The 14,257-nt window shown below is 66.0% G+C and carries 15 protein-coding genes; 5 read left to right on the top strand and 10 right to left on the bottom strand.

All coding sequences use genetic code 11. The annotated features are described in order from the left end of the window. Positions 1-133: 133 nt before the first annotated feature. On the bottom strand, positions 134-1,558 hold the full coding sequence (locus tag AX703_RS06690) for a glycosyl transferase family protein (RefSeq protein ID WP_062343376.1): 1,425 nt from the start codon (positions 1,556-1,558) through the stop codon (positions 134-136). Between the two features lie 94 nt (positions 1,559-1,652). Between AX703_RS06690 and nhaA the strand changes: the two genes are divergently transcribed. Beyond that, on the top strand, positions 1,653-2,825 hold the full coding sequence (gene nhaA, locus AX703_RS06685; RefSeq protein WP_062343375.1) for a Na+/H+ antiporter NhaA: 1,173 nt from the start codon (positions 1,653-1,655) through the stop codon (positions 2,823-2,825). Between the two features lie 100 nt (positions 2,826-2,925). Then, positions 2,926-3,381, top strand: a complete 456-nt coding sequence (locus AX703_RS06680; RefSeq protein ID WP_062343374.1) for a Dps family protein — start codon at positions 2,926-2,928, stop codon at positions 3,379-3,381. Between the two features lie 19 nt (positions 3,382-3,400). Here the strand turns inward: AX703_RS06680 and gspN are convergent, their stop codons facing one another. From gspN to AX703_RS06635, 9 genes are all read right to left on the bottom strand, one after another. Then, on the bottom strand, positions 3,401-4,111 hold the full coding sequence (gene gspN, locus AX703_RS06675; protein ID WP_062343373.1) for a type II secretion system protein N: 711 nt from the start codon (positions 4,109-4,111) through the stop codon (positions 3,401-3,403). Then, entirely contained in the window at positions 4,108-4,584 is a 477-nt protein-coding gene (gene gspM, locus AX703_RS06670) for a type II secretion system protein GspM (RefSeq protein ID WP_197423633.1), read from the bottom strand. The genes gspN and gspM overlap by 4 nt, the downstream gene beginning before the upstream one ends. Beyond that, positions 4,584-5,687, bottom strand: a complete 1,104-nt coding sequence (gspL, locus tag AX703_RS06665; RefSeq protein WP_062343372.1) for a type II secretion system protein GspL — start codon at positions 5,685-5,687, stop codon at positions 4,584-4,586. Before gspL ends, gspM begins: the two co-directional genes overlap by 1 nt. 9 nt (positions 5,688-5,696) lie before the next feature. After that, complete coding sequence (gene gspG / locus AX703_RS06660) at positions 5,697-6,164, bottom strand: type II secretion system major pseudopilin GspG (RefSeq protein WP_062343378.1); 468 nt, start codon at positions 6,162-6,164, stop codon at positions 5,697-5,699. A 5-nt stretch (positions 6,165-6,169) separates the two neighbouring features. Next, positions 6,170-7,399, bottom strand: a complete 1,230-nt coding sequence (gene gspF, locus AX703_RS06655; protein ID WP_062343371.1) for a type II secretion system inner membrane protein GspF — start codon at positions 7,397-7,399, stop codon at positions 6,170-6,172. Beyond that, positions 7,399-8,943, bottom strand: a complete 1,545-nt coding sequence (gene gspE / locus AX703_RS06650; RefSeq protein WP_082734457.1) for a type II secretion system ATPase GspE — start codon at positions 8,941-8,943, stop codon at positions 7,399-7,401. Before gspE ends, gspF begins: the two co-directional genes overlap by 1 nt. A gap of 3 nt (positions 8,944-8,946) precedes the next feature. Further along, the gene (gene gspD / locus AX703_RS06645; RefSeq protein WP_231735407.1) at positions 8,947-11,163 is read right to left on the bottom strand and encodes a type II secretion system secretin GspD; all 2,217 of its coding nucleotides are present in this window, start codon (positions 11,161-11,163) and stop codon (positions 8,947-8,949) included. Between the two features lie 26 nt (positions 11,164-11,189). Further along, positions 11,190-12,002 (bottom strand): type II secretion system protein N, encoded by an 813-nt coding sequence (locus tag AX703_RS06640; RefSeq protein WP_062343370.1) that lies wholly within the window; start codon positions 12,000-12,002, stop codon positions 11,190-11,192. A gap of 197 nt (positions 12,003-12,199) precedes the next feature. Then, entirely contained in the window at positions 12,200-12,619 is a 420-nt protein-coding gene (locus AX703_RS06635; protein WP_039333473.1) for a DUF983 domain-containing protein, read from the bottom strand. A 60-nt stretch (positions 12,620-12,679) separates the two neighbouring features. On the opposite strand from AX703_RS06635, the gene AX703_RS06630 reads away from it, so the two are divergent. The 3 genes from AX703_RS06630 to AX703_RS06620 form a co-directional block, all read left to right on the top strand. Continuing rightward, positions 12,680-13,336 (top strand): hypothetical protein, encoded by a 657-nt coding sequence (locus AX703_RS06630; protein WP_062343369.1) that lies wholly within the window; start codon positions 12,680-12,682, stop codon positions 13,334-13,336. Positions 13,337-13,380: 44 nt separating this feature from the next. Then, positions 13,381-13,992, top strand: coding sequence for a lysophospholipid acyltransferase family protein (locus tag AX703_RS06625; RefSeq protein WP_062343368.1), 612 nt, complete (start codon positions 13,381-13,383; stop codon positions 13,990-13,992). Beyond that, positions 13,985-14,257 (top strand): DUF1295 domain-containing protein (locus AX703_RS06620; protein ID WP_231735406.1); only part of this gene is annotated, 273 nt, incomplete at its 3' end. The genes AX703_RS06625 and AX703_RS06620, both read left to right, overlap by 8 nt.

Genomic DNA, 14,257 nt, shown 5'->3' with positions numbered 1-14,257 from the left:
CTGGCGGTGATAGTGGGCGGTTCAGTCAGGGCATCGTGCCGCAAGGTCAAGGCGCGACCGGCGATCCAGCCGACAAGCACGAGGGCGAGCGCGAGCAGGGGCTGGCCCCGCCGCGTCGCCGCGGGACCTGCCATCATGCCGCAACCGGCAAAGGCCGCTGCTGCGGATCCGCGTCAAGCTTGGGAGCCTGGCTGACGTGGACGTGATGGACCGTGTGTTCCCAGCGCAGAACGCCGCCTGCCAGCACCCGCACGTAGGCAGTTATGGCGCGACGCGCGGCGAGGACGGCGATGATGTTGCCCACGGGAAACCGGAACACTGCGCGCAAGGCTTCGGCGGGGCCGTACTCGCGCCCTGTGAAGAGCGCGCGCATCATCAGCCGCCAGATCAGGCTGGCGAGGTTGAAGGCAAGCAGGCCGCTGAGCAGCGGGCCATCGTCGACCGGGACAGCCAGGCCCGCAGCTTTTGCGAGCACGACCACTGGCCACAGCATGATCAGGAGATATGCGGCGGCCAGGACGAGCGCTACCAGCGGCCCGCGGCGATCGCGCAGACGCATCCAGATATCGCCGGGCGCGCACTTCCAGCCCAGTCGGTCCCAGCCCTGAAAGGCGATACCGTGGACCCAGCGCGTCTTCTGCCGGACCGATGCGACGAGGTCTGCCGGGAAGAACTCCCGCGTGGCGACGAGCGCGCCAGAGCTGTCGCGCACGCGCAGGAATGCAGACTGCCCGCCTGTCTGATGGACTAGGAGACCGCATTCGTAATCCTCGGTCAGGCATTCGGCGGCAAAAGGCTCGGTGCTGGAGCGGGCGATGAGGATGCGGTCAATCGCCCGGCGCGAAAAGGCGCATCCCACCCCTGCCGATGGCAGGGCAGCGCCGATGTGGTGTCGGACCACCATGTCGCGCGCGTGAGCTTCGGCAAATTCGTCGCAGTAGTGGCCCGCGATCCACGGGCTTGCGCGTTGTGGTTCCGGGCGGACAGGGAGTTGCACGAAATCCGCCTGGTCGAGCGCGCGGTCCATCAGCGTGAGCGCGGCGGGGTGGACCATGTCCTCGGCATCGTGGAGTATCAGCGCGCGCACGCGCTGGGCGCTGCGCCGTTCGTCCTCGCAGATCGCACGATAGATGCGATTGAGGCAGTCAGCCTTCGTCGTTGGGCCATCACGATCATGGATGACGACCCGCAGGCGAGGATCGGGCGCCAGCGCGACAAGCACGGAAATGGTGGCCAGGTCATTGCGATAGCAGCCGACGTAGAGGCGCAAGTTCCGCTGCGGCCAGCTTTGCAGGGTATGGCGCACCATCGGCCCGATCACGCGCGATTCCAGCCATGCGGGAACCAGAACCACGGCAAGGCCATTGAGTTCTGCATTGCAGGGGTGCGAGAGGCGCGCGGTGCGCAGCTTGCCGGTCAGTCGCAGGCGCAGCCACGCGAGGTCCACGGCCAGTTCGTCGATCGCGAAGAGCGCAAACCAGATTGCGGCAAACAGCAGCAATTCGTGCTCGACAACCGCGAGCCATTGCAGCGCGGGATAGGTCGGCCATGGTGACAAGAGCTTGCCCCTGTTTGACGTGCCAGACCCCCGTCGGCACAAGGGGAATGCTAGGGCCAAGGCCCGAGTTTCGTGAACACGGGATGATTCGAGAATGGCAGGAAATTCAGGGCGCAAGCGGGCTTTGCACAAGCTGACGCACAGCGAGGCAGCACCGGGCATAGTTCTGATGACCTGTGCTGCGATTGCCCTTGTCCTGGCCAATTCGCCCTTGGCTGATCCTTGGCACGAGCTGTTCCACCACACGTTGCCATGGACGCCCGTGCCCAAGCTCGACACGTTGCACCTGTGGATCAACGATGCGCTGATGGCGGTGTTCTTCTTTGTCGTCGGGCTGGAGATCAAGCGCGAGATCCTTGACGGCGAGCTTTCGAGTGCCAGTCGCCGCCGTCTGCCGGTGATTGCAGCCGTCGCCGGCATGGTGGTGCCCGCGCTGATCTACCTGGGCATAGCCGGTGGCGATCCGGCGCTGCATCGCGGCTGGGCGATTCCTTCCGCCACCGACATCGCCTTTGCCATCGGCGTACTGGCGCTGGCTGGAAAAGGACTGCCATCGTCGCTGCGGCTGTTCCTGCTGACCGTGGCGATCGTCGATGATCTTGGCGCGGTTCTGGTCATCGCGTTTTTCTACACGACCGGGCTGGACCTCATGTGGCTGGGCATTGTTGCCGCCATCTTCCTGGCGCTGGTGGTCGTGAACCGCGCCGGGGTCAGCTCGCTGATCCCCTATATCCTCGGGGCCGTCGCGCTGTGGTTTGCTGTGCTCCATTCGGGCGTCCATGCAACCATTGCCGGCGTTCTCGCCGCGTTGACCGTGCCACTGGCGCTCAACAAGGAGCATGACAGCCCGCTGCTGCGGCTTGAACATGCGCTCGTCGCGCCCAACGGCTTCCTGATCGTGCCTCTGTTCGGCCTGGCCAATGCCGGAGTTGCGCTTGGCTCGATCGATGGAGGGCCGCTGGCGCTGCCGATTGCAATTGCCGCGGGCCTGCTGATCGGCAAGCAGGTGGGCATCCTTGGCAGCATCGTGGCAGCGGAAAAGCTGGGTATCGCCAAGCGGCCGGCCGGCGCCACGATTCGCCAGCTTTGGGGCCTCTCCCTGCTGTGCGGGATCGGCTTCACGATGAGCCTTTTCATCGCCAGCCTCGCTTTCCCGCAAAGCCCGCTGCTGGTCGAAGAGGCGAAGCTGGGTATTCTGGGCGGATCGATAATCTCCGCGCTGGCCGGACTGTTTCTGCTGAAAGGGAGTGTGAAGGGCCAAACATGATTGACGAATTCGATCAATCTTGCCGCATTATTGCATGAAACCTTTCAGTGGGTATGGCGTATAAGGGGCTCAATCCACCCGGACACGAAAGGGGAATGTCATGCCCGGCGACAATGCGAAAAAGGCCCTGATCGACAGCATGAACGGTCTGCTGGCCGATTATTTCACGCTCTATCTCAAAACCAAGAACTACCACTGGCACGTGGCTGGCCCGCAGTTCCGCGAACTGCACCTGCTGTTTGACGAACAGGCCGCCGAACTGTTCGCGCTGACCGACGTGATTGCCGAGCGCGTGCGCAAGAACGGTGGCGACACCCTGACCGGCATCGGTGCCATTGCCGGCAAGGCTTCGATCAAGGACGACGACCGCAGCAAGGTTGACGCGATGGAAATGGTCAAGGCCTTGCGCGACGACAACGTGGCGCTGGTCAAGGCGATCCGTGCGGTCAAGGAAGCGGCCAGCGAGGCGGGCGACAATGCCACCGAGGGCATGGCCGACGACTGGACCGATCAGGCCGAACAGCGGGCCTGGTTCCTGACGCAGACGCTTGCCTGAGAGCCTTGCGGCCTGAGCCTCAGAAGGTTCCGCCCGTCACGATGCCGACACCGTCGGGACGGGTGTCGAACCCCGAGGACTTCAGCGCATCGGCAGTTTCCTGGGGCAGACCTGCCAGCGCAAGGTCTGCCCGCCAGCGTCCGTCCCCGCCGAGCTTGAGCGTCAGGCGTTCCATGCCCTGCGCTCCACGCATCGGTACGACCAGCGCACCCTTTTCACAACGTGCCTGGCCCGAGACAACCATCGCATCGGGCAGAAGCGGGCCAAGCGAAGCCAGAGTCAGGCTGAGGGTGCCTTGCGCCTCGCGGCACTGGCCATTGGCCATGGCGACCGAGAAATCGCCGAAGCCAAGCGAGGTTACGGGCAGGCCGCCGAGGCCATCGGGCAGGAGTACCGAGCCGTTTGCGCCGGTAAGGCGCGACGGTGCAATCCGCGCGGAAAAGCCTTCTCTCGAGAGGGCGAACTGAGCGCGGCCAATCAGCAATGGCAGCGGCTCCAGCCCGGCATCGACGGTGCCGAGGGGCAGTGGACCTGCATTCAGATCGGCAATCCGCCCGCTCCAGACGCTGCCCTCGACGCTACGAGCGGAGATCGAATCAGGCAGCGCCATGCCTAGCACCAGCCGCAGCGGGAGCAGAACGAGCAGGGCAGCCACGAACAACGCGCCCAGCGCCAGCCAGCCACGGCGGCCCATCGCAGCGCCGCGGATGAAGATCCACCGCCCGATCACGATGCCGCCTTTCGCACCGTGACGTTGACCGAGACCGTGCCATCAGGGGCGGGAGTAAGAGTGACCTGTTCGACCGCGAGCCCCTGACCACCCAGTGCATCGAGCCAGGCAAGCACGGCCGAAGGACGCGCGGTCGGGATGACCAGAACGGCCATGTCGGACCCGCGCCGTTCGTTCGACTGCACCACGAAACCGGCTTCCTGCGCACTTGCCCCGGCGATCTGTTCGACCGGCCCTGCCAGCACCGGGGCGCGGGCGGCGGGGGCACGCTTGAGCGCCTCGATGCCAGCGGTGATGCGGCCCGCCCGCTCGGTCGCCTCGCGATGGCGGGTGGCGGCCTCGTCCAGTGCGTTGCCGACAGGAAGCACGATCCCGTAGATCAGCAGGATCACCGCGGCGAGCGCGCCGGCCACGCCGACCAGAACGCGCTCGCGCTGGGTCAGGCCGATGTACCAGAGGGACACGCGCTGCATCATGGTGCCCTTACGGTGATGGCGGCGACGGTTGCGCCAGTGGGGTCGGGGGCAAGGGCAGGCGGAACGGTGACTTTCCAGCCATTGTTCTGCAGCGCGATCAGCACGGCGTTGACGTCCTCTGCGCGGGGCGCGGCGGCGGTGAAGCGCAAGGTTCCGTCAGCGGCGTAGCCCAGATCGCGCAGCTTCACGCCGGGCACCGGACGCATCGCGTCGAGAACGGCGGCAGCCGGGGCGGCAAAGCTCGCAGCCCCTTCGCCGCGCTTGGCGAGTTCTGCGGCGAGCATGCGCTCCGCCGTGTCGAGATCGGTTGCAGCGGGAAAGCGCTTCTGCGCGAGGCTCAGGGCCCGGGCTTCCTCGGCGCTGCTGTCGAGGTTCCATTTCACGATCCACACCAGCATCAGGAGCAGGGCGAGCAGGGCAGCCACGGCGGCCATACGGACAAGGCCGATCCAGTTGGCAGTGCGGAACACCGACACGCGGCGCGGGGCATAGGCGCCTTGCCGCAGGTTCAGCGGCGGTACGGCATGAATTTGGGCGAGCCGTTCTGTCAGGGCGTCGTCGTCGAGCGCGGTCTGGTCCAGACCTTCTCCCAGCGCTTCGATCAGTGCTTCTTCTGCGGCAAAGGCGGCCGCCGGGGTGCGGGCGAGCAGCTGATCGCCCAGGGCACCAAGCACCAGGGCCCCGTCCTGCCGGGGAAGAACGAGGGCTGCGGGGACGATGGCTTGCGGATCGATTCCGGCCTGCGCCAAGGTGGCCAGCCAATGATCCATATCGGAAGCGGAAAGGCGACTGGAGAGCAGGCGGCCTTCCGCAGCGGCGACTGCGACGTGGCGCTCCGTGGCAAGGCCGCCTTGCGCGAGCGCGAGACGTTCAGCCGCAAGCGCCTGCGCCACCGGCATTGCGGGCAGGGGCTTGTCCACGACGGGGGCAAGGGAACTGGGAACAAGCACGGTGACGGCACCGTGGATCGGCAGGTCGGCCGAGTATTCCTCCGGCCCGACGCCAGCCTCGTCCACGCGGCGCCAGCGCCAGGGATCACCCGGCGTGGGCGGCAGGATCAGGATCAGACCGTCAGCAGGAGGGGAGCCGGTGGAGGCCATGGGCGAGCGTCAGTTCTGTCCGGCGTAGATGTCGGCGTTCAGATCGCTGCCGCCGGGCTGACCATCGGCGCCCAGGGAGAAGATCTCGAACGGCCTGCCGTCACGACCCGGCGTCTGGTACTGGTAGGGGCGGCCCCAGGGATCGTTCGGGATGTCCTTCACGTAGCCGCCGGAGCGATAGTTCTGCGGCTGGGCCAGATTTGCGGGGGGGGACTTCAGGGCGCCCAGTCCTTCGGCGAGCCCGGGATAGCTGGCCATGTCGAGGCGGTACATCTCCATACCCTGCTCAAGCGTGGCGATATCGCTGCGCGCCTTGACCACCATCGCCTTGTCCTGACTGGGCAGGACGTTGATCAGCACCACCGTGGCCAGCAGGCCGATGATGAAGATGACAACCATCAGTTCGACAAGGCTGAAGCCGTTGCGACGGCGCTCTTCCTCGGTCTCAGGCGTCTGGGCAGGCGTAGCTTCGGTCATGGTCATCACAGTCCGGTGAGGTTCTGGAGCTGCAGGATCGGCAGCAGGATGGCGAGGATGATCAGCGCGACGGCTGTGCCCATCACCACGATGATCGCGGGTTCGAGCAAGGCCATGGCAGCGGCGGTGAAAGCTTCGAACTCGCGTTCGAGATAGTCTGCGGCGCGTTCGAGCATGGTGCCGAGCTGGCCCGCCGCCTCGCCGCTGGCAGCAAGGTAGACAAGCAGTGGCGGAAAGGTGCCCGCCTCGCGCAGGGCGGTGGAGAGCGAGCCACCGGCGCGGACCTTCTCGCTGATCTGGGCGAGCGATTGCGCCTGGACCGCGTTCGACACGGTGCGGGTGGACAGACGCAGGCCATCGACCAGCGGCAGGCGAGCCTCGATCATCGTGGCCAGCGTGCGCGCGAGGCTGGCGGCGTGGACATCGCGGATCAGCTTGCCGACGAAGGGCAAGCGCAAGAGCGCGGCATCGAAGCGCAGTTTGAAGGCGGGATTGCGCAAGGCGCGGACGAAGCCGACCATCGCCAGCGCGATCAGCGCAAGCAGCGCCCACCACCACGTGCTGAGGAACTGCGAGATGCCGATGACCACGCGGGTCAGCACTGGCAACTGGCGGCTGGCATTGTCGAACTGTTCGACCACGCGCGGCACGACCGAGATCATCAGGCCGGTCACTACCGCTATGGCGACGAACGAAAGCACGATGGGATAGGCAAGCGCGGCGATGATCTTGCCGCGCACCTGTGCCTGCCGCTCCAGCATGTCGGCCAGCCGGTCGGCGATGGCGGGAAGACTGCCGGAGTTTTCGCCGGCGGCAATCATGGCGCGATAGATCGGCGGGAAGCTCGGCTCCTCGCGGCGCATGGCTTCGGCCAGCGGCAGGCCTTCGACGATCCCGGCGTGGACGTTGGAGAGGATGGACTGTGCCTTGGGCTTTTCGGTCTGCCGGGCGATCGTCCGCAGGGTTTCCTCGAGCGGGCTGACGACCATCAGCGAGGAAAGCTGGCGGGTGAACAGGGCAAGCTGCTTGGCTGAAAGCTTGATGGCGAACAGCGCAAGGCCGGAGGTGGTGGTTGCGGCGCGACGGGCCGACATGGCGGCATCGGCCTGCACGCTGACGACGAACCATTCCCGCGCGACCAGCTTGTCACGCGCTGCCGCGTCGCTGGCCGCTTCGATCGCGCCGCGGCGTTCCGTCCCCTGGGGGTCGATCGCGTGATAGGCAAAGCGCGCCATCAGCCGTCCCGCCGCATGATGCGGGCTGCCTCTTCGGGCGAGGTGGTGCCGTCCTTGACCATGCGCCGGACGGCCTTGGCCAGAGTGGGAGAATCCGCGAAGGCATGGCGGGCGATGGCTGCTTCATCCGCATTGTCGTGGATCATCTGGCGGATGGCGTCGTCCACCCGCAGCGCTTCGAACACGCCGACGCGGCCCTGATAGCCGGTCTGGCTGCATTCGCCGCAGCCCTTGGCGGAGAACACCGTCCGCCCCGCCTTCATGCCCAGCACTTCGGCCATGCCCTGATCGAGCACGCGCTCCTCGCGGCAATGCGGGCAGAGACGGCGGACAAGGCGCTGGGCAATGACTGCGCGCAGGGTGGAGGCGAGGAGGAAGGGTTCGACCCCCATGTCGCGCATGCGCGTGATCGCGCCTGCGGCATCGTTGGTGTGGACGGTCGACAGCACGAGGTGGCCGGTGAGCGAGGCCTGCACGGCGATGTCGGCGGTTTCGCGGTCACGGATTTCGCCGACCATGACCACATCCGGGTCCTGACGCAGAATGGCGCGCAAGCCCGCAGCGAAGGTGAGGCCAACCTTTGCGTTGACCTGCGTTTGCCCCACGCCATCCACAGCGTATTCCACAGGGTCTTCCACAGTCAGGATGTTGCGCTGGCCATCGTTCAGCCCGCGCAATGCGGCATAGAGCGTGGTCGTCTTGCCCGAGCCGGTCGGTCCGGTGACAAGGACGATGCCGTTAGGTTCGGCTATGGCCCGGCGCAGTGTGTCCCCGGCCTTGGCGTCGAGACCCAGCCCCGCGAGATCGATCCCCGCGTTCTCCTTGTCGAGCAGGCGCATGACGACGCGCTCGCCCGCGCGGTTGGGTAGGGTGGAGACGCGCACGTCGACCAGCTTGCCGCCAAGGCTGAGCGAGATGCGGCCATCCTGCGGCACGCGGCGCTCGGCAATGTCGAGCCGGGCCATGACCTTGATGCGACTGACCAGAACCGGCGCGACATGCGGCGGCATGCGCAGTTTCTCGGTCAACACACCATCGACGCGCATGCGCACGACCAGCGCGGTCTCGTAAGGCTCGATGTGGATGTCGGACACGCCCTGGCGCAGGCTCTCGGCGATCAGGCCGTTGATGAGGCGAATGGCCGGGGCATCGTCGGCACTGTCGAGCAGGTCCTCGGCGGTGGGCAGGCCCAGCGCGAGCGGATCGAGCCCGTCACCCGCAATGCCCATGTCACCGGCCACGGCGGCGGCGGCGCCATCCATCGCATAGGCATCGGCGAGCAGCTTCTCGAATTCGGCAGGGGAGACCCGATGCAGTTCGAGCGGCAAGCCGAAGGTGCTGCGGATTTCCAGCAGGCTGAGCGGATCGCCGCCTTCGCGCAGCGCCACGACGACGCGCCCTGCGTCAACCGCTTCGACCAGAGCCCCCCAATCGCGGGCAAAGGCATAGGGCAGCGTCGGAGGCGAAGCCTCGGCTGGCTCAACGACGGTCACCGCCTCGACCAGCGGTTCCTCGGTGTCGTCGATGGGCCTGACGCTGTCCATCGTTCAGTTCTGCGCGCTGCTCGGCGGAAGTTCGGTCTGTTCAAGCGGAACCGGCGTGGCGCGCGGGCGGATCAGCGTGTCGCCCGGAGCGACAGCCGCGACTTGCGCGGAGGGCGCAGCCGGCAGCGTTGCGCCCATGTAGTCGACGATCAATTCGTCGATTGTCGGCTCCTGCTTGGCGTTGAAATCGATCTGCGCCTGGCGGACCACGCCATATCGCCGCGCGGCAAGCGCCGCCCGGTCGGCCGCATTGCGCAGGATGGTCGGGCGGATGAAGACCATCAGGTTGGTCTTGACCCGGCTGCGCCCGCGCGACTTGAACAGTTCTCCCACCACTGGAATGTCGCCGAGCAGCGGCACCTTCTGCAGCGTGCGCTGCTCGTTGTCGTCAAGCAAACCGCCCAGTGCGACGATCTCGCGGTCGCCCACGGTCACGGTGGTCTTGATCTCGCGCTTGTTGATGATGAGCTCGTCCGACTTGCTCGAGACCGTGCCTGCGATCGAGCTGACTTCCTGGCGCAGATCGAGCCTTACCATGTTGCCGGCATTGATCTGCGGGGTCACGTCCAGCTCGATGCCGACGTTCTGCCGCTGCACGGTGCGGAAGGTATCGTTGAAATTGCCGTTCGACAGCGCTTCGCCGGTGGTGATCGGCACGTCCTGCCCGAAGAGGATCGAGGCGGGTACGTTGTTGTTGGTGGTGATGTGCGGGGTCGACAGGATGTTCGAGTTCTTGTCGGTCTGCACAGCGTTGATCAGCGCACCGAGGTAAGTGTCCTTGGACAGCTCTGTAAGGAAGCCGGTGTAGGCACCGCTTGCGGAAAGCGCCTTGGTAGCTGCGTTCTCGCGCAGCAGGTCGCCGGCCGTGCTGTTGGTTGTCGTCGTGACGGTGTCGCCATTGATCACTGTGGTCGTCTGGTTGAGATTGTCGGCCAGAAGCCCGCCCGCGATATCGATGATGTTGGGTGATGAGTTGGAGAAGTTGGTCACGGCAAAGGGCTTGTCCTTGCCGCCGAACAGCAGCTGGACGCCGAGTTCCTTCGCCACGTTGTTCGAAATCTCGACGATGATCGCTTCGACCAGCACCTGCTCCTGCGGCACGTCAAGCTGGCGGATCACCTCGCCGATGCGGCGCTGGTCATCGGCAGGCGCGGCGATGATGATCGCGTTGGCACCGGGATAGCGGGTGATCGTGGCCGTCCCACGCCCGTTGGCAAGCTTGATCGGACCATTGCCGAGCCCGCCCGAGGTTGCGCCGATCGGACTGGTCTGGCTGCCGCCGGTTGCAGCGGCCTGTCCGGTCGAGCCTTGCGTGCCCGCGCTCGAGGTCTGGCTGCCGCCGACGCCGCCCAAGGATACGGGCGCGGCGCTGGCCGAAGCCACTTCGCCCCCGCCCTGGCCGCCGAGCAGGCGTTCGAGAACCGGCACGAGCGCTGCGGAATCGGCGTAGTCGAGCCAGACGACCTTGATCTCGCCCCCGGTCGCGGCCCGGGCGTCGAGCTGGCGGGCCATGGCCGCAAGCTTTGCCAGCGTTGCCGGTTCACCGCGCATCAGCACGGCATTGGAGCTGTCCACCGCGACGACTGTGGCCAGCGCACGCGCGCCTTCGCCCCCTGCCGGGACCAGCTGGCTCAACGCCGTGGCGATCTCACGAGCGCCGGCATGATCGAGAATCACGGTCTGCGTGGCGGCGTTGTCGCGGTCGATATCGGCGAGCAGCGCGCGGATGCGGCGCATGTTGTCGGCGTAATCGACGACGACCAGCGAATTGCCTGCCTTGTTCGCGGTGATCGCGCCTTCCTTGCTGATCAGCGGGCGCAGGGTCTCGACCGCTTGCGCAGCGTCGATGGCGCGCAGCCGGATGACCTCGGTGACCATCTGGCTGAGCGCGGCGCCACGGCTGCCGATGCGCGAGGGATTGGCGGCTGCCCCTTCGGCAGGCTGAATGCGGAACGCGCCGTTGCCGGTCGGCACAGCGACCAGCCCGTTGGCGCGCAAGGTGGAGAGGAAGACCTCGAAGTATTCGGAGCGGCTGAGAGGCCGGTCGGAAACGACGCTGATCTTGGCCTGCACGCGGCTGTCGACGATGAAGGTGCGGCCCGTCACTTCGGCGGCATCGGCCACGAAGGCGCGAATGTCGGCTTCGCGCACGTTGAGCGTGTATTGCGCCAGCGCGGCCTGCGGCACGGCAAGGGCGAGCGCGGCGGCTCCGAGGAGCATTCTGGGGCTAAGGAGCTTGCGCAAGGTCATGGGGCCAATGTGATAGCAAGAGGAAGCTGGCGATCGCCGCGACGCACGGTGACCGCGACTGAAGTGCCGGCGCGAATGGCGCCGGACAGCGCGGCAGCATCCGCCGCGCTGGTGATTGGCTTGCCATCGACCGCCGTGATGACATCGCCGGGCTGGAAGCCCGCGGCACGGAAGGCCGCTCCGTCACCCGACGAGAGGACTTCCACGCCCACGACCTTGCCGCCCTCGGCGCGCGGCCCGAAGTTGACCCCGCTGCGCAAGGCGGCAACGCTGACCCCGCCTCCGGGCGCGGCAGGGGGAGGGGCCGCTACGGGGTTCGCCGCGACCACGCCCTGTGCGCTGGGTGCAGGGCCGGACTGGTCGAGATAAAGCAGTTCCCTGGCGCCATTTCGCGACAATTCGACGTGATCGAAAGCGACCGCCGCCAGCGTGACGCCAGGCTGCACTTCGGCGCCGACGCGATAGACCTGCTGCAGGCCGTCGCCCCCGGCAATGATCGCCGTGCCGCCGCCACCGGGCGTAGCGCGCGTGGCGAACAGGGTGAGCGCGAGCGAGGTAACCGCACCCGACTGTTCTGCCTGCGCCGCAGCGGCGGGCGTGCGGTTGAAAGGATCGACCGAGGCGAAAAGTGCAGCACGGGCAGTGGGCGACATCATGCGAACGCTGCGCGGGGTCCAATCGCCGAGTGGCGAGACGGGCGTGACAATCGCCCAGAAGAGCGCTGCGGCAAGCCCGGCGATGAGGCTGGCAAGGGTCCACCACAGCACGTCATGCAGGGACGGCAAGGCGGGCCGCAACCCGGCGATCACCAGCCTCCTTTGCCCGAATCCCACGCTAGCGTTCCCCCTTCCGAAGCAGCAGGAATAACCGCAAGGCTGCGATTCACAAATGCTTCCGGTTACTTGGTCCGTCAGATGCCAAGCAGTGCAATGCTACGGGAGTGTGACAGAGGCTTGGCAAACTCGCCAGATTGCAGAGCCCACGGCCGGCCCGGCACGGTACCGTGCTATTCGGACTCACGCTCTCGTGCGTTGAGCTTGTTCCACAGGTTCTCCGTGCCTGCCTCGATCGCCTTGTTCACGTACTGCGAGGCCACCAGCCAGCCCTTGAACGGGCGGAGCGTGGCAAGACATCCGATTGCCAGGATCGGCACGGAGGTAAGCACGTGCACCCACCATGGCGGCGCATGGGCAACTTCAAGCCAGACCGCAAAGAAGGTGAGCGGGAAAGCGGTGATGCACAGCGCGAAGAAGGCCGGACCGTCGTCCGCGTTGGCGAACTGGTAATCGAGCCCGCATTCCGGGCAGGTCTTCTGCAGCTTCAGCCAGCCTGCGAACATCGGCCCCTTGCCGCACTTCGGGCACAGGCCCTTCCACCCACAGTGAAGGATCCAGTCGAACTTCGGGTTCTTGGTGAAGATGGCCATGCTTGCCCTCTAGGCTTTGGGGGCTGGAACGCAAGGGTCTCACCAGCGTATGATGGTTTCGTGGCAAACCCCTACGCTCGCTTCCGCGCTCGTTTCCTCGACGTCTTCGCGTCGATCTACATCTACAACGAGCATCGGGGCTACACTTCGCTCGACCGGGTACTCGAAGCGGTAAGGGTGCGTTGTCCGGATAACCCTGCCTTCATTGCCGCCATCGAGAAACACCGCGCCGACGAGCGCAAGCATTACGTGATGTTCAGGCGCTGGTTCGAATTGCAGGGGCGGATGCCGCTCGCCGTCGATTCCACTTGCGGGCACATCGATCGCTTCATCCAGAAAGTGTTCGGCTGCACGATCGACGAGCTCGACACGCAGGGCGTTATTGCCAGCCCCGAGGCATTCGAGAAGCTGTGCCGGGGCATCATGCTGACCGAACAGCGGGGCATGCGGCAGGTCGAGATCCTGCTGGAAAACAGCCACGTCCGTTCGGACAAGGCGTTGAAGCGCATCTTCGAGGTGGTCGAAAAGGACGAGCCTGATCACTGGATGCCTTATGCCGCCTGGCTCGATGCGCAGGGGCGGGAAAAGGCGAAATGGCAGGAGCGCTGGGCCGATTACTGGATTCACAAATCCCTGATGCTGGTGAAACTGCCGAGTCTGTTCCTGCGCCGGTCGACGCCCCGGATGGCTGCCTGGCCTGATTCAGGGGAGCGTTAGACAGGGCACCGCTCCCGCGCTAGTCTCCCGGCGGGGAGAAGACGATGGACGGGGCAATCGAGGACCGCAGGCCGAGCCTGCTGTCGCGCGTGGTGCGAAAGCTGTTGGTGTGGTTTTACCGTAGCCAGGGGTGGAAGGCCGTAGGCGCGCCGCCCGAGGATGGGCGCTGCGTGATCATTGCCGCACCGCATACCTCCAACTGGGACTTCCTCTACTTCATCGGGCTGACCGAGGACTTGGGCCTCAAGCCCCATTTCATGGCCAAGGACAGCCTGTTCCGCTGGCCCTTGGGCGGCTTCATGCGCGACATGGGCGGGGTTTCGATTGATCGTTCGGCCCGCAAGAACATCGTCGACGCCATGGTCGCCGAGTTTGCGCGCCGCGACCGCTTCATGCTGACCATCGCGCCCGAAGGCACGCGCAGCGCAGTCGGCCAGTGGCGCAGTGGCTTCTATCACATCGCCCTGAAGGCGAAGGTGCCGATGGTCGTGGGCATGATGGACTATGGCACCAAGACCGGCGGACTTGGCCCGGCCATCTGGCCATCTGGCGATTACGAGGCCGACATGCGCAAGATCTTCGACGTCTACCGCAAGGTCACGCCGAAGCATCCCGGCCGTGGGCTGACCGAACCGCCGGAGGTTACCGATGCCTGATGCGCTGCTCCACGCCCTGTTGATGAACGTGGCGATCCTCGTGGTCGGCATGGGCTTGCTGTGGCGCGTGGCGGTGCGCATCGGCGACGTCAGCTTTATCGACGCGGTGTGGGGCGGGGGCATGGGCGTGCTGGCGATGGCCTCGTGGCTGCACGTTAGCGGTGGCCCCGGCGCGCGCGCGAGCCTGATTGCGGCGATGGCGGTGATCTGGTCGTCCGTGAACAAAGCGAAGTTCGTTTCGGTGCCGGGTAGACCGGGTCTGTCA

It is taken from the genome of Novosphingobium sp. CCH12-A3 (genome assembly GCF_001556015.1).
GTDB classification, from domain to species: domain Bacteria; phylum Pseudomonadota; class Alphaproteobacteria; order Sphingomonadales; family Sphingomonadaceae; genus Novosphingobium; species Novosphingobium subterraneum.
Note: the sequence above shows the minus strand (reverse complement) of the source record. Positions and strands in the feature narration are given on the sequence as shown.

Bases quoted from the DNA above. Each gene is read 5' to 3' on its own strand.
- gspG (WP_062343378.1), bottom strand. From the start codon at position 6,164: ATGACCGAAGCTACGCCTGCCCAGACGCCTGAGACCGAGGAAGAGCGC.
- AX703_RS06635 (WP_039333473.1), bottom strand. From the start codon at position 12,619: ATGGCCATCTTCACCAAGAACCCGAAGTTCGACTGGATCCTTCACTGT.
- gspE (WP_082734457.1), bottom strand. From the start codon at position 8,943: ATGGACAGCGTCAGGCCCATCGACGACACCGAGGAACCGCTGGTCGAG.
- gspF (WP_062343371.1), bottom strand. From the start codon at position 7,399: ATGGCGCGCTTTGCCTATCACGCGATCGACCCCCAGGGGACGGAACGC.
- AX703_RS06680 (WP_062343374.1), top strand. From the start codon at position 2,926: ATGCCCGGCGACAATGCGAAAAAGGCCCTGATCGACAGCATGAACGGT.
- gspM (WP_197423633.1), bottom strand. From the start codon at position 4,584: ATGCAGCGCGTGTCCCTCTGGTACATCGGCCTGACCCAGCGCGAGCGC.
- AX703_RS06625 (WP_062343368.1), top strand. From the start codon at position 13,381: ATGGACGGGGCAATCGAGGACCGCAGGCCGAGCCTGCTGTCGCGCGTG.
- gspL (WP_062343372.1), bottom strand. From the start codon at position 5,687: ATGGCCTCCACCGGCTCCCCTCCTGCTGACGGTCTGATCCTGATCCTG.
- gspD (WP_231735407.1), bottom strand. From the start codon at position 11,163: ATGCTCCTCGGAGCCGCCGCGCTCGCCCTTGCCGTGCCGCAGGCCGCG.
- nhaA (WP_062343375.1), top strand. From the start codon at position 1,653: ATGGCAGGAAATTCAGGGCGCAAGCGGGCTTTGCACAAGCTGACGCAC.